This is a genomic window from Marinobacter santoriniensis NKSG1, from assembly GCF_000347775.1.
In the GTDB taxonomy this organism is placed as follows: domain Bacteria; phylum Pseudomonadota; class Gammaproteobacteria; order Pseudomonadales; family Oleiphilaceae; genus Marinobacter; species Marinobacter santoriniensis.
The window spans coordinates 1-13,283 of sequence record NZ_APAT01000005.1 but is presented as its reverse complement, the minus strand read 5'-3'; the positions used below and the strand labels follow the sequence as shown (position 1 = coordinate 13,283).

At 48.0% G+C, this 13,283-nt stretch carries 13 protein-coding genes and 1 tRNA gene; 4 read left to right on the top strand and 10 right to left on the bottom strand.

The window, feature by feature from the left end; all coding sequences use genetic code 11:
* Positions 1-503: 503 nt before the first annotated feature.
* Entirely contained in the window at positions 504-1,901 is a 1,398-nt protein-coding gene (locus MSNKSG1_RS00795) for a hypothetical protein (RefSeq protein WP_008937324.1), read from the bottom strand.
* A 1,075-nt stretch (positions 1,902-2,976) separates the two neighbouring features.
* Here MSNKSG1_RS00795 and MSNKSG1_RS19675 point away from each other — a divergent pair.
* Positions 2,977-3,147, top strand: a complete 171-nt coding sequence (locus tag MSNKSG1_RS19675) for an integrase core domain-containing protein (protein WP_406564587.1) — start codon at positions 2,977-2,979, stop codon at positions 3,145-3,147.
* Positions 3,148-3,298: 151 nt separating this feature from the next.
* Here MSNKSG1_RS19675 and MSNKSG1_RS00785 read toward each other — a convergent pair whose 3' ends face one another.
* The 6 genes from MSNKSG1_RS00785 to MSNKSG1_RS19060 all read right to left on the bottom strand — a co-directional run bounded on the left by MSNKSG1_RS00785 (position 3,299) and on the right by MSNKSG1_RS19060 (position 8,056).
* Positions 3,299-3,718 carry a hypothetical protein gene (locus MSNKSG1_RS00785; protein WP_008937322.1) on the bottom strand — a complete coding sequence of 140 codons (420 nt, stop codon included), beginning with the start codon at positions 3,716-3,718 and terminating at the stop codon, positions 3,299-3,301.
* Between the two features lie 70 nt (positions 3,719-3,788).
* Positions 3,789-4,514, bottom strand: a complete 726-nt coding sequence (locus MSNKSG1_RS00780) for a hypothetical protein (protein WP_008937321.1) — start codon at positions 4,512-4,514, stop codon at positions 3,789-3,791.
* Between the two features lie 35 nt (positions 4,515-4,549).
* Complete coding sequence (locus MSNKSG1_RS00775; RefSeq protein ID WP_008937320.1) at positions 4,550-5,026, bottom strand: hypothetical protein; 477 nt, start codon at positions 5,024-5,026, stop codon at positions 4,550-4,552.
* Between the two features lie 324 nt (positions 5,027-5,350).
* Positions 5,351-6,094, bottom strand: a complete 744-nt coding sequence (locus MSNKSG1_RS00770) for a PDDEXK family nuclease (RefSeq protein WP_008937319.1) — start codon at positions 6,092-6,094, stop codon at positions 5,351-5,353.
* Positions 6,095-6,294: 200 nt separating this feature from the next.
* Positions 6,295-7,641, bottom strand: coding sequence for a relaxase/mobilization nuclease domain-containing protein (locus MSNKSG1_RS00765; RefSeq protein WP_008937318.1), 1,347 nt, complete (start codon positions 7,639-7,641; stop codon positions 6,295-6,297).
* 13 nt (positions 7,642-7,654) lie between these two features.
* Positions 7,655-8,056, bottom strand: coding sequence for a hypothetical protein (locus MSNKSG1_RS19060; protein WP_008937317.1), 402 nt, complete (start codon positions 8,054-8,056; stop codon positions 7,655-7,657).
* 481 nt (positions 8,057-8,537) lie between these two features.
* Here MSNKSG1_RS19060 and MSNKSG1_RS00755 point away from each other — a divergent pair, with 481 nt between their 5' ends.
* The gene (locus tag MSNKSG1_RS00755; protein WP_008937316.1) at positions 8,538-9,422 is read left to right on the top strand and encodes a V-type ATP synthase subunit I domain-containing protein; all 885 of its coding nucleotides are present in this window, start codon (positions 8,538-8,540) and stop codon (positions 9,420-9,422) included.
* Between the two features lie 794 nt (positions 9,423-10,216).
* Here the strand turns inward: MSNKSG1_RS00755 and MSNKSG1_RS00740 are convergent.
* The 3 genes from MSNKSG1_RS00740 to MSNKSG1_RS00730 all read right to left on the bottom strand — a co-directional run bounded on the left by MSNKSG1_RS00740 (position 10,217) and on the right by MSNKSG1_RS00730 (position 12,208).
* Complete coding sequence (locus MSNKSG1_RS00740) at positions 10,217-10,513, bottom strand: hypothetical protein (RefSeq protein ID WP_008937313.1); 297 nt, start codon at positions 10,511-10,513, stop codon at positions 10,217-10,219.
* Entirely contained in the window at positions 10,510-10,833 is a 324-nt protein-coding gene (locus MSNKSG1_RS00735; protein WP_008937312.1) for a hypothetical protein, read from the bottom strand. The genes MSNKSG1_RS00740 and MSNKSG1_RS00735 overlap by 4 nt, the downstream gene beginning before the upstream one ends.
* A 127-nt stretch (positions 10,834-10,960) precedes the next feature.
* Positions 10,961-12,208, bottom strand: coding sequence for an integrase family protein (locus MSNKSG1_RS00730; RefSeq protein ID WP_040886504.1), 1,248 nt, complete (start codon positions 12,206-12,208; stop codon positions 10,961-10,963).
* A gap of 360 nt (positions 12,209-12,568) precedes the next feature.
* Here MSNKSG1_RS00730 and MSNKSG1_RS00725 point away from each other — a divergent pair.
* Positions 12,569-12,645: transfer RNA gene (locus tag MSNKSG1_RS00725), tRNA-Met, on the top strand.
* A 108-nt stretch (positions 12,646-12,753) separates the two neighbouring features.
* Positions 12,754-13,089, top strand: coding sequence for a hypothetical protein (locus tag MSNKSG1_RS00720; protein ID WP_008937310.1), 336 nt, complete (start codon positions 12,754-12,756; stop codon positions 13,087-13,089).
* The last annotated feature ends 194 nt before the right edge of the window (positions 13,090-13,283 follow it).

Below are 13,283 nucleotides of genomic sequence, written 5' to 3'. Positions count from 1 at the left end.
AAGCGACCGTTACTTGTGAAAGACCATACTTCTGCACTCACGCAGGCCTTGGGGCCCGGCCCAAGTGATGAGCTTCGATTTCGAATCCAATTTCGACAAAATGCCAATGAGACGAGCGACAAGTGGGAATATGGTATCCGAAGTCGCGATTACCGAGACGTTGCCTAGAGCAACAATCGGTTATAGCCGACTATAGAGCTGCCCCAGCGAGACAGAAGTCAGAGTTTCTTGGCCTTTCAGTGCTTCATATAGTCTATACAAATCCCAGCGGAACCGACGAACCCCAGCATCGAACATGCACATCCCATTCTGTGCCCAAAACCTCGTTAGTGAACACACAAGACCACGTAGGTGCGCCTTCCTAGAAAACAAGACCAAGCTCGAATTCTCTTGAAGTGTCGGGCAGCAGAATCATCCTATTTACATTTGGTGGCGCGAGCAGAGGCGCAGCTTTGCTGCGTCTCACTGGTTAGCCTTATTACGGCGGCTGATCGCGTTTAGTACTATTGAGGCCAATTTAGATTTTCATCTGGGTTTGGACATTTTGGCAATGGCTGATTAATGAAACCAATGATCTGCATTCCTGGCGCTTTGATACCATTATGATCTGAAACAAAATCATGCGTCTGCCGCGATGTTTCTTTATAGTAATTCCCCTTCACCGAGAATGGCCCCCAGCCTGCGCGGGCGCTACCGGTAATCTTTTCATGACTATAGCTGTTTTGTTGACTGCTCATATCAATGATTAATTCCAGATTTCTTGCAACGAGGATTGAACTAGGATAAGCGACCATTGTTCCTGTCGGGGGAATTTCACCATTACTCAAATATTCAGACTCAGGGTTCATTTCTTCGTCGAACATCCATGCTCTACTCGAAAAGACTCCTGCATCCATCCATGTTCTTCTGAGAGGGATCTTCGCGATTTCAACCTTCAAACTAAAATTACTTGTATCAGCGCCGCTATACGTATCAGTGGTTTCTCTCTGCATCTTCCCGCCCCAAGACCACAATCCAAATGAACCGCTAGTTCCACCTCCATATCTTTCCTTCTTGCTAGTGTCGACTTTGTGAACTTCATCATGCCGAAAACTAAACTCCATCCAACTTGATCCGTTTTCTGTAGACCAAAATTTTTGCGGAAAGTATTTAGTTAGGAGGTAGTTACCCCCTTGGAAATCATCTCGAATATGAGATCTATAGCGCTCTCTGCGATCCGACCAAAGTCTATTAGGCCCTCGCCTTTCCAGATTTCCAATTAACGCTTGTACTTCTTCTACTCTATTTTTACCAGCTGAAACCCACGCTTGGTATGCTCGCTGGACTTTCTGCTTTAGTATTGGGCCTTTCCTGGCCCAGATTTCCGCTGCCAATGGATCTGTATCTCGCCTCAATAAATAATCTTCTAGCTGTGTTTGATAGCTTGTGAATGCAGTCTCCCAGGCTGTCTCGTAAGCTTTATATCGTTCTAAAATCAAGGACTCGACATAAGTGGTAACCATTTCACCAGTAATCGGATCTTGGTATTGCTCTTCTCGAAAAAGAAATTGCTTCGCTCTTAGGAGTTGCGCTTCTTCATCGCTGGATAGTGTTACTGTAGGCAATACAGGTTGATCGATAATCTTAAAATATTCATCGTAAACTTTACGACCAGTAGGATTCCAAAAAGATGATTGAACCGGAACACCATTAACAAGCTCTGAAAAGTCAGCTGCCAGAGCATTCTGGTCAGCCGTCATAGTTACAAAACCGAAATCAAGCGAATCTTCTGATAGGGGAATCCCAGGCCTGGTAAATGATACATATGGTTCTTCCCTTTCTACATTTGTAATCGTATCTTTCGCAGATACAATTTCATATAGTTTGCCCATTAGTGCATCCATCACATTGCTGTCACTCATTTATCGTCCCTCTTTTTTGGCTTTTCAATCAAAAGCACGCTACATTTCTCTTTGGTTCGTGAGACCAAAGCCATGCCTTTAGTAATCCTAATCTGATACGTCGATCCATTTTGCGACATGTCTAACGGGCCACTATCAAGTAGCCTTAATGGCACGCCAGAGTGTTCAGTGCCCGCGTAAAATTCTTCTGTCTCTTCTCGGGAGTCAGGAAGGTTATCAAGATCCATGAAATGAGTTAACCGAATCAATCTTATTTGGGTATCTTGCGCTAACGCAGGTTCATCGCAATGATTATCTTTCTGGACGTTAATATTTATGTCTGAATCTTGGCGATTAGCACTCCACACAGTGTGCCATTTAGAATCTGGCTTTAAGGTAATCGTATGAGCACATCCCGACAATAGGGTTGTCGCGATACATGCTATAAAAAAGTATTTCAAATTTACTGTTCCTTGTTATTTGAAAATGGATTTAAATCGAGACCCTTGAAAATCATTATTCGGTATCCGAAGCATACATTCCATGCCCCATATTCCAAGCGACTACGCGGAAATTGCGGGCGGGGGGGGGGGAAGCAAGCTTCATTTAAATATTAAAATATTCACGTTAAAAAAAGCCCGGGTTGCTGTATCTCCTTTGACCTATTTTCTCCCAATCATTTTTAAATGCGCAGTTCAGTTTATTCATTTTTCGTTTCCGTTTTAGGTAAAACCTGAAAAAGCATAAAATGAGCCGATTTAAAAAACCTTCTTCTTTTCATGGAGATAAAATAAAAGCGGTTTATTTCTTGAAAAAAGTTGTAAAAATTTCCGACGGACTATCCGCTTATCAACAAGCCAAGGGGCATAGGCCGAGAGTGTGAGATCGCAGGGCGACTGTTCGCTTTTGTTTACAGCGGATCAGTCGAGGCGTCCGATTGAGGCAGCAGGCCGGCAACGTCAGGGAGCGGTGGTCCTATGAGAGACAGATAGAAGTTGTTTTCCTCGGCCCGGCAAGCCCAGCGAAAATGCAACTTGGGAGGTCATTCAACGGCAGACTCCGTCAGGAATGCTTGATCGAGAACTAGTTCCCGTCACTGACCGATTCCGAACAGAAGAGTGACTCTTACAGAACGCTCTATAATCAAGTCAGGCCTCACTCCGCACTGAGCTGGTCCAAACCCTATGGCTACGCCCGAAAACACTCTGCTTCAGGTCACCTAAAACCGCAATTACAGGCGGATTTTTCTGGCAATGAGTGGTACTAAAGCGGGTCAGGATCACCAGCACCAAGCGTTAGTGCGCAGATCCTGGGCATGATGCTTTAGCGGAGGCCAAGTATCGAGATACTGAGAGCTTTAATGCCTGTGATATACGTCATTGAGTGTCCCCCACCTGGCCATTCCAGCGTAGCTGGACTTACCTGATGTCAGCCTTGATCTGGACATCGATGTGATCAGTCTCGTACAGCACTTTGAGCGCGTCAGTGATAAATTGTCGTGCCCCGGCGTTGAGCATGCCGCAAATAAGCCACCATCGATAGCCTCGTCCTGCAATCGTTTTGCTAAGCAAATTCGTCGGCAAGTTGACCATTTTTGCTGCGTCAAATGTGATTAGCACATCGCCAACAACTCGCTGACCATCTTTGCGAGTCTCAAGAGTCACATCGAGTCTAGATACATACGAATCCCCTTTGTCGGGTGACATCGCATATATCGTGAACCCATCCTCAACGCCGTCCAAGCAGCGCCTATATCCAGTCTCACAAGCATCCTCAAAGCGCCAGCTGGACAAACGGATCCCGTTTGGTACGTAAATTTCTTTTCTCTGCTCTATCATGTCTCTCACCTTTTTAGATCTATCACATCCATCTGATATTGGATTTTTTTCTATTATTTGCCACACTATCTCAACGATGTCTCTGTGAGATCAGCTTCAGAGCCTTGCTTCTATCACCTTTTTTAGACTGTCCAAAAAGCTGCTCGGCAGACTTACGAGACGCGTCTTCGAGCACTTTTGCACGATACCCCATGCCACGCGTAAGGATGTAGTACAGCTGGCGCTCAGCTTCATAAAGCTCAAAAGCTTCTGCGTCAGTAATATCACCGCGCATGGCTACAGAGTCGAGTAGCTCAAGAGCAAGCTCACGCACTGCATGAGAGACCTCGGCAGGACTGCGAGTAGCTCTCTCACGAGTGTCGTGTATAACCTCTTGTTGCTCAGTGATATGAGGTAAGACATCCATCGCATCCCGAGCCCCAGCAATTACTCCAGAGAACTCCCCTACTTTTGCCTCTTTGTTGAAGTCGGGATGGTCAGCCATCTCTTTTGAAAGTTTGGTTCCAACGATGACCGGGCGGCCGCCTACGAGCATCTGCTCCAGGTTCGCAGAAAAGGCCTTCATGATCTTTTTGTGCTGCTCGTCAGCCCAAGTTTCGATCTTGCCAGCTTCGTCGCCCAGTAGCTCGCGCTGCTCATCGGTTGGACCAAGGATCAAGTCGAAGCGGCAAATTTCCTCAGTGGTATTGCTATAAAGCTTGCGAGTACCACGTAAGCCTTCGATCTCTTTTGCAACCCTGCACTTAGTCTGGAGGACGATTACATGGTCAGCGTCGGAATTAAGTTTTGTGTACATAAGTTGTCAACCTTTTTGTTTATTATATGTTATTGTTAGTGGTTCGAAAGTCGATTGCGAAACTGGCTGCGGAGCCAGAGGCGCAGCTTGTCCCAGTTTTCGTGTGCATAGCACAGTCGAATGATTTCATCGTGACGTGAGATGTAGATCTCTTCAGAAATCAGGTCGCAATCGATAATCTCTCCAGTGCAAGCAGATCGGAAGATCCAGCCAGGGGTTTCGATCATCTCATCTTCAGCAATTTCCAGGTCGAGGCGGATCTCATCGTCTGAGACATTGCTCACGTCGATCGGCACTACAACCTTGTAATCTTTCCGATCTTTCCTAATCACAAATTTTGCTTCTATACAAGCGTTGACCATTCTGCTGCCATCGACGGTTATCTGCTCGATCTTCTTAAGCTCAAGACCTTCGATGATGAGATTTCCTGTAAGGACATCGGCAGGAGCAACTTTACATGTCAGCTTCTTTTTTTCCATGACGTCCCTGGCCTCGAATTCGTGATACTTCATAATTTGTCACCTTTTTAGTTTACGGAAATAGTTTTTAATCAATCACTTAACTCCACTATATCAACGCCGATATTATGTCGCCAGTCTTGTCAGAAATGGCAAAACCTCCTAAATATTGACAATTAGGGCAAAATTACCTATTAAACAAATTTATTGAATGTCAGTAATGGCAAGGTGTCTGGCTATGCTTTTTTGACAGGACGTCAACTTTTGGATAAGGAAAGTGATACTTTCTCTGTTACAAAAAATTACAAAACTATTTCGAAAGTGATGCTCATTTGATCAGTAAGTATTACTGATATATCTACAGAGCGATACTTTCTGCTATTGTATGCGGCGATAGAAGTTTTTGAATTTTGCGCTGCGGAAGAAATCAGGCATTTCGCCTTCAAAAGTGTATGCGATATTCAGACCTTGCTTGATCTGACGCTCAGCCCACTCCTCGTGCGTGTACCTTGAGCCATCTTTCCTCGGTGTCGCAAAGCTGCATTCGAGGTTTCGGCTTGAGAAGATGAAGAGAATGGCTAGGTCGTTTTGCTCGCAGACTTCTTTATACTTCCGCGCCTCCTCGCTATCTCTCAAAAAACCTTTGATCTCAACCGCGATGCGAGTTCCTGGGAGGAGTCCGTCGCTGACGTATCGGCACTGTTTTGTATATCGAACCTCATGACGCTGTGTGTACAGTTTGAGCTTTGCAAGTGGGCTCTCTCCTGTCATGACACGGACTTCGAGAGCGCTATCGACTCTGTGCCCATCGATCTTGCCAATCCTTGAAATAGGCGGGAAATAGCGGGTCAGGTAGGGGTTGCGGTATAGAGAGAGGTATTCGTTGTAGTCAGTGAGATCCTGGGCTCTCTTGAGGTCTCTTGCGTAGCTGCATTTAGTTTTGGTGTCAGCTTGGGGGATATCGACTTGGTCGTATGGTCTGAGGATTTCTCTTTGGGCTGAGGCTGAGGCTGAGGCTAACGCTTTTGCTGAGTCACGAACGATAGCGTGCTCTTTCATCTTATTAAGCACGCTCCGCATCTGCTTTTCTGTAAGATTTTCGATGTCCAGGTCATGCAACATCGCAAAATCAAACTCGAATTTCTCGTGACAACCCAATAATTCAAATCACTTTTCCGATCCACTTGATCAAATTATAACCTTCTGAACTAGTTATTTAAAGTAACTATTAAAAATATTGCCATTTATAGGTAAAACTAATTTTATGTCAATAAAAACCCCAGCTGATGCCAGGGCTTTCTGTGTGATCTCTGAAATCAAAATCACTTTGGCCTGATATCGAAGTCATCCTCCAGGGCCTTCTTTTTAGCTTCGCCCAGGATCTGTTCCAGTGTTTTAGGAGATGGCGTCATTATCCAGTCAAAAAGTGCTCTGCGTGACTCACGCATTCGGGCTTCGAGATCTTCGAGCTGCTTGTCGAGTCGTGATTTTTCCTCGCTTGCCGCCTGGTCGATCTTGCCTTTCCAAGACGCCATATTGTGTATAGTCATAGGGCCATCCAAATCTGACCAGTCGACGCTGCTCGTAGCCGCTTCGTGCTTATGCTCTACTCCTGAGCGCTCTTCTGATGACGCTTTTTGGTGCGGGTGCGATGACCTTGCTTCTTCTGATTTTCGGAAGCTTTCGATTGATCGCGGACTCTGTCTTGTTTCAAGACACGCTTTAATATCTCTCTCTTGCGCATAGGTAATGCCCTCCGATTTCTTTCCTGTTGGTTGCATGCTTTCGGTTGCTGAATCGTATTTTTGGCCTGTGAGTGCGCTAAAAGTCAGGCGGGTGCCCTTGAGCTTCGCCCCGCTCTCACTCCGCCCATCCATGCTGTATGAGATGCCAATCGGGTACCCCTTGTCGTTGACTGTGACCATGGGCTCGACGCCTTTCCTTCTGCACGCCTCCAAGAAGTGTGTGAAGCTCTTGCCCTTGCTCTGCTCGACAGCTGCATGTAGACGCCCGAGAATCCGGCTTTTCCAGGGAGCTTTTGTTGGACGACCGGCCTCTGCGTCGTTGACCATTTTTTCAAAGTCTGCGCGATGCTCATCCCTGCCCCAGGTATCACTTGGATCTGGCGTGCGTGAGAGTCCGTATTTGATCTCCATATCTCGCATGACTTTCATCCCGACCGCGTAGTCGTTGCTGTCGCTGACCAGGTTGTATGCCTTGATCTTCGAGCCGTCCGGAGCCTGAGTTCTGGGGTCGTTGCGCACTCGGCAAGCGACTATATGGACGTGCTGATGCTCTTTTTCCGCGTGCAGAGCGCAGGTCCATTTTGTGGTTTTGTCGTAGCCCATGGCTTGCATATATGTGTGCACGACATCTTTCCATTGCTCTTTGTTGAGCGACTCACCAGGCGGGAGAGAGATGACGTAATGAGCAAACTTGAGGTCTGACCGGTTATTTTTGGATCCAAGGTGGTCCAGCTCTGCCTCCATATCAGAGATGTCGATATCTTTGATGTTGCCCTCATCATCTCTTTCGATCGGATCGTCTGAGATGCACTGAGACGCTATGTGATAGACATGCTCGACTTCGTGCTCGTGTCCATCCCCTCTATATACATAGGCGAGAGTCCCTCCACTGGACCCACGCGCTGCCATCTTTTTGTGTATCATATCGACCTCCTTTTTATTGTTTTTTGCTACGGTAAATAATGCGTAAAGCATCTTTAAGCAGTGCTTGCACAGTCTCGACGACATACTTGCGCTGCTCTTGCGTATAGCTTTCGCTCATGACATCTGGGATGCCCTGATACAGAGCTGACAGCACTTCCTCCAGCTTAAGCAGATCGACGGACGAGCCCTGGCCCTTTCTTTTGGACAAGATCAAGTCACGAGCGAAGCTCGCATCGTCTCCTGTCCACTGCCGGTCTTTCTTCAATGTATAGAAGCGTTCGATCTCAGGGGAGTTAAGACGCAGCATCACGAAAGAGCGACGCTTTTGATCGAGTGGGATTGGTGGCCTGCCCTTTTTCGGCTTTACATCGATATCGACAGACGGATTTTGAGTGTTGTTGTTATCAGTTGTCATAGTCTCACCTTTGACGTTTTTGTGATTATTGTTGTCAACAGCGCAGAAGCCGAAGGCTTTGAGCAGCCAGCCAGTAGACAGTTACGCAGTAACTGGGTACATAGCTGGCCTCCTTCTTTTACTACACTTAATTAATACCATAGCATATACATTCCGTTTTCATTCGCTTTTTTGATTGACAGAAACAAAAAAACAAAGAATCCAGTATCTATGCGGGCTCCACACTCGCGTTGTGTAAAAAAATGACCAGAAAACATGAAGCAAGTGTACAGACAAGACTGTGAAAGGTCTGCCACAGACCAGGTGTGTAAGAATTGAACACTTTCATAGATATTGTGCTTCTGCGTAGAGTCAATTAAAGCAATACATCGATTGCGCATTTGTATAGCTTTTATTGAAATTTTGCAGCGCGTTTATTTGACAGAAAATAGAAACTAACCAATAATAAGTGATACTGAAATTTGGCGGCAGGGATACAAAGATGGCGAGGAAGTACACAGAGTATGAGCGCAAGATCGCTGACGCATCAAAGGCATGGCGACATTACGAGTGGATATGCTCCGATGAGTACGCTCAGCGCGAAGAGGATCGGCATGTAGTCATAGCCGGTAAAAATTACACAGGTCGGCCCCCAGTACCTTTGGAGACGCAGAAGCGGCGTGCAAAGGACAGATATCAAGACGCTTTGGCAGAGCTGCGTGACTACGAGTCTAAGAAGCACAAGAAGCGCATGCCTGAGGACGAAGTGAAAGCTTTTGTTGATGCTCAGCAAAAAGGAAAAGGTCGGCCAGCAGGTGGTCGTGCTATAGCGCTTCAAAAGTACATCAGACGCATCGAGAGACAGATCGACGATACGATCGATGCCCCTGAGTCTGACTTTCAGCAAAGATCCGGCCTGGGTCGACCTCCGATGTCTCGCGCAATGAAGGTTAAGCATTACGAAAACCTGATCGCAAAAGCCAAGTCAGAGCTGCTCGATCTGTACTCAGAGATGACCGAGAAGGAGAGACTTTGGCATGAGCTGCATGATCTCAAGACCGACAGACGGCAGCTCAAGATGGCCCTGCGAAATCCTGAGCACAGTCAGTCGAAGGGCGTGATTCGTAAGTACGATGATGCAGATCAGATCAGTACTGAGCTAGACAAAGTAAATGCGGAAATCACTAAAAAAGAGGTTAGGATGTCGATGCTTGAGGCAGGCATCGATGCCAAGGATGATAAAAAAGAAAGCGAACATGATGAGTTGCAAGAGCTGGAGATATATCAAGAGCGACTGCGTCGTATGATCAAGCTCAAAAAGGAAGCTCAAGAGCTTGAGGAACAGGCGAGGCAGCTGGGAATTGATCCGGACAGTCTCAAGTCATAAAGACAGTAACCAGGCCCCTCGCTACGCTCGGGAAATAAGCCAGGTGTGGTGGTGGGCTCTGGCTGTGTTTTATGTAGCTATACTCCGCACTGCTTATCAGACGCAAAAGCTCTTAGCTCACCAAGAGTCATGACCTGATCATCCCCTCCAGATCCTACTAGCTCAATACGCATATAGTACGTAGCGCACCACCCTTCCCATTGCTCCATTACCTGCTTGGATACAAAAGCCTGTCCGGGCTCAAAGGGCTCTGGGGCTTTGTCGATGATGCCAGTCACGTGTAGCCCCCGGCTTGGTGATCCTTCGTCAGAGAGGAGCCTGATGTAGTGCCAGTCGCGGATATAGACACGTTGGCTCTCGATGTGCTCTTGTAGCTGTGCTTCGGTTGCAGGCATGGTCAGTCCAGCTTTGTGCAATAGCCCTTAGCTACGACAGTATCCCAAGCCGTGCCATCTCCTAGGATGATCGTTGCCGAAAAAAGACCTTCTGTCGTGCGGAAAAATGACCCAGCAGCGCCTCTACTGCTCTCGCACAGGAATTCTGACACGCAGGAGTCAAAAATCGCAGAATCGTCACCGGGCACTTTTACGACCCACTCTCCACTCAAGTTGGACTGAATGAACTGAAGACTCTTGTGATCATAAACACTGGCCGATATGTCTCCATCAGCCGTATGCCTCACGCCTGCGGCTCCCTCTGCAACGCACAGATAGGTGTCAGCTAGTACAGTCTGAGATGCTAATAGCCCCATGCAACAAAAACCCGCCATCCATGACTTCTCCATCAAATCCCCCTCATTCCCATGGGTTATCCGGACTACCCAGCTCAGCACCGACCGGACCGCCCTCAATACCGAGCTGACTCTGAAGCTTCCGATGCTTGATCCAAGCTATCGCAATCTCATCCATGACCTCAGTCGGAATCTCCGCCCTCAGCTGCTCGATCATCTTGCCTCCATACACCTCTTTCGAGACCTGGAAAGACGGCGGCGGAGTTAGATCCAAAAAGACCGAGCGAGGATCGTCTGAGAGCAACTCCTCTGTGTACAGATGGTATTTCTCGTTTCCTGATATAGACGCCCTGGTGCTCAAAATATCCCTCCCTTGAATTTGAAACCCTCGCCTTCAAGGCCTCTCATTTCTTCACAGGCCTCTGGCGACATGCCGGCCCGTATGTACTCGATATCGCTAAGCGGCAGCGTAACCTCTGAGCCCTCACCGACCACACGATAGACCGAATTTTGAGTGGTCACATACTCTCCATCCACTGAGACGATGAGACTCGTATTCCAGCTGTGCTCGGGGTCATTAACAGGATGCCCGAAAAGCACTCTCCCGACATGCTTGCCGTTGTGCTCAAAAGAGATGATGCTCCAGTGCGACAGCTCCATCCTGACTTCTTTCTCACTCATACATCAGATCCTGACTGGCTCAAATTGATCTGTATGAGTATAGCTCAGTCAGTTATATTTTGTTTAATTTCAATCGGTTGGACTATAATCCCACTTTTGAGCGATTAGCGGGAACACAGTCCTTCTTTTAACCGAAGACCCTCGCCACAGCTTCCTTCCGATGATCGTGTGTAAGATGAGCATAGATCAGAGTCTGGCTGATGTCCTCATGCCCCATCAGCTCTCGGATCGTATTTAGATCAATTCCCCCAAGGGCTAGACGTGATGCGAAGGTATGCCGAAAATCATATGGCCTGAAGTCTTTGATTTTCGCTTCTCGGATAGTTTTAGTGACCGCCCTGGGCATCCGATCCATAATTCCTCCAGTTTTACCCGGGAACACCAGGCCGACTTGCTGACCATCTTTGCTACGCTGCCAACGACGCACCACCTGGCACCCTTCGCTGCTAAGCGGCACATGTCTTGTCCTTCCTGACTTAGCGATCTCACCCCGCACAGTGACCGTCTTGTGTCTTAAATCGATGTCTTTCCACTCTATAGAGAGTAGCTCTTCAGGCCGGAGCCCAGTATGGATAGCAAGCATAATAAGCGGGTAGATGTGATCGCTATACATCTGATCTGTGAGCATGGGCCTCAGAGGCTTTCTGCGCTTATATAGCCAGTAGTTGTGATTATCCCTTCCCTTTCTAGCATCAGCCTCTCTTCTCTCCAGCACTTCCCGCAGCCGCTCTTCTTCTTTATCAGATAGAAAGCGCACCTTTTCCCGCGTGTCGATTTTTAACTGCTTCCATCCCTTGAGGGGGTTGGTTTTGACGACTCCATGCTCAGTAGCCTTGGATACCACCGACATCAATATGGCCACATCCTTGTTGATGGTCCTTGGGCTAATCCCGGCCTCTAGTCGCTTCTGTCTCCATTTGCCAACTCGAACTTTATCGATCTGAGATACCGGCAGTTTGTACCAAGAGCCAAAGTGCAGCTTCAGCCGGCTGATGTCCTCCTCTGCTCTCTTACGCTCTGCCTTCCTCCAGGGCTCCCATACTTCTTCAATGAAGATGCCCAGCTTCTGGATTTTCTCTACTTCAGCTTTACGCTTCTTTTCTTTCTTCTCTGCGTTGAGGTTCTTTCCGTGTGCAACCTCTCCACCCTTCTTGCGGGCCACCTCACGAGCATCGGAGAGAGCTACGGCATCAGTGGATCCGATACGGTATTTGTTGCGCTTGCCGTCCTGCGACCGATAATCAAAGTAGTAAGATTTGGATCCGGACACAGCGACACGCACCATTAACCCAGGCATAACTGAGTCACGCACCTCGTATCGCTTGCCTGTAGCCGCGAGATCCTTCACAAGCTTTTCCGTCAGCTTTTCTTTCATGCAAATCTCCGATCTGGGGGTCCACTGGGGGTCCAAATTTTCCAAAAAACGGGCTTCTGGGGGTCCAATTTGGGGGTCCACCGGGGGTCCAAAATATCCGATTTGCGATCAAAAAACAGGGTTGGAACCAAAAAATCTAGGCGAAATAATCTGACAATGATGGATCAGAATGGTAAAGATTTGAGGCTTAGAATGAAGTTTTTTTGGTTGGCTCCAACAGTCCTTAATCATTGATTACAAAGGCTTTGTAGGGTATAGGACGTACCCGGTCAGGCAACTCAGAGATAGATCTGAGTGGTGTGCTCTTGACACCTAATCGGTGGACACATATAGTACGCCCCGCTCCCGAGATGGAGCCATGGCAAGGTAGCTCAGTTGGTTAGAGCACAGCACTCATAATGCTGGGGTCGGCGGTTCGACTCCGCCCCTTGCTACCAGTATTCAGAGGGTCACGATTCACGTCGTGACCCTTTTTTTATGGGTTGACTACACCGTGGTCAAAGGGACAAATCCGGGCCGATCTGGCTGGATCACATGGAGCTGTAATGAAAGGAATCTGTACTGCATTTCTGACCCTCGCCCTGGTTCTCACACCTCCCCTTACCTGGGCGGGAACCGAACTTGCGAAGAACCCTCCCGAGGCTTATCGCTTTAGCTACCAAACCGCCAGTAACGGACGGGTCGTGCCGTCGAGTGTTTGCAAAGAATACAGCGGGCTCGACTGGAAAGGTTGCCGACGCTATGCACAGTGGCATTTTGCGGTGCAGTGCTGGCAGCTCGGTTACGACATGAAAAACACAACCGGCTCAGTTCGCCGCAAGATGAAGAATCAAAAGGACTTCTTCTGCGACGCAAAACGTCGGGTTACGCCGCTGAAGTAACCAGCGCAGCCAAGGGCGAGAGCCTGACAGCGGACTCCAGGTGATCCGGGGACAGGTGCGCGGTCGTGACAGTGGAATGGCATCAGGTCAGATCTCCTCTGCCTTCATCTGTTCCACGAAACGGGGAATGCTGACCATGCGGTGACGACCAATCTTGTGGGTCGGGATGTAGGCGCGCTTGATCCAGCCTTCTA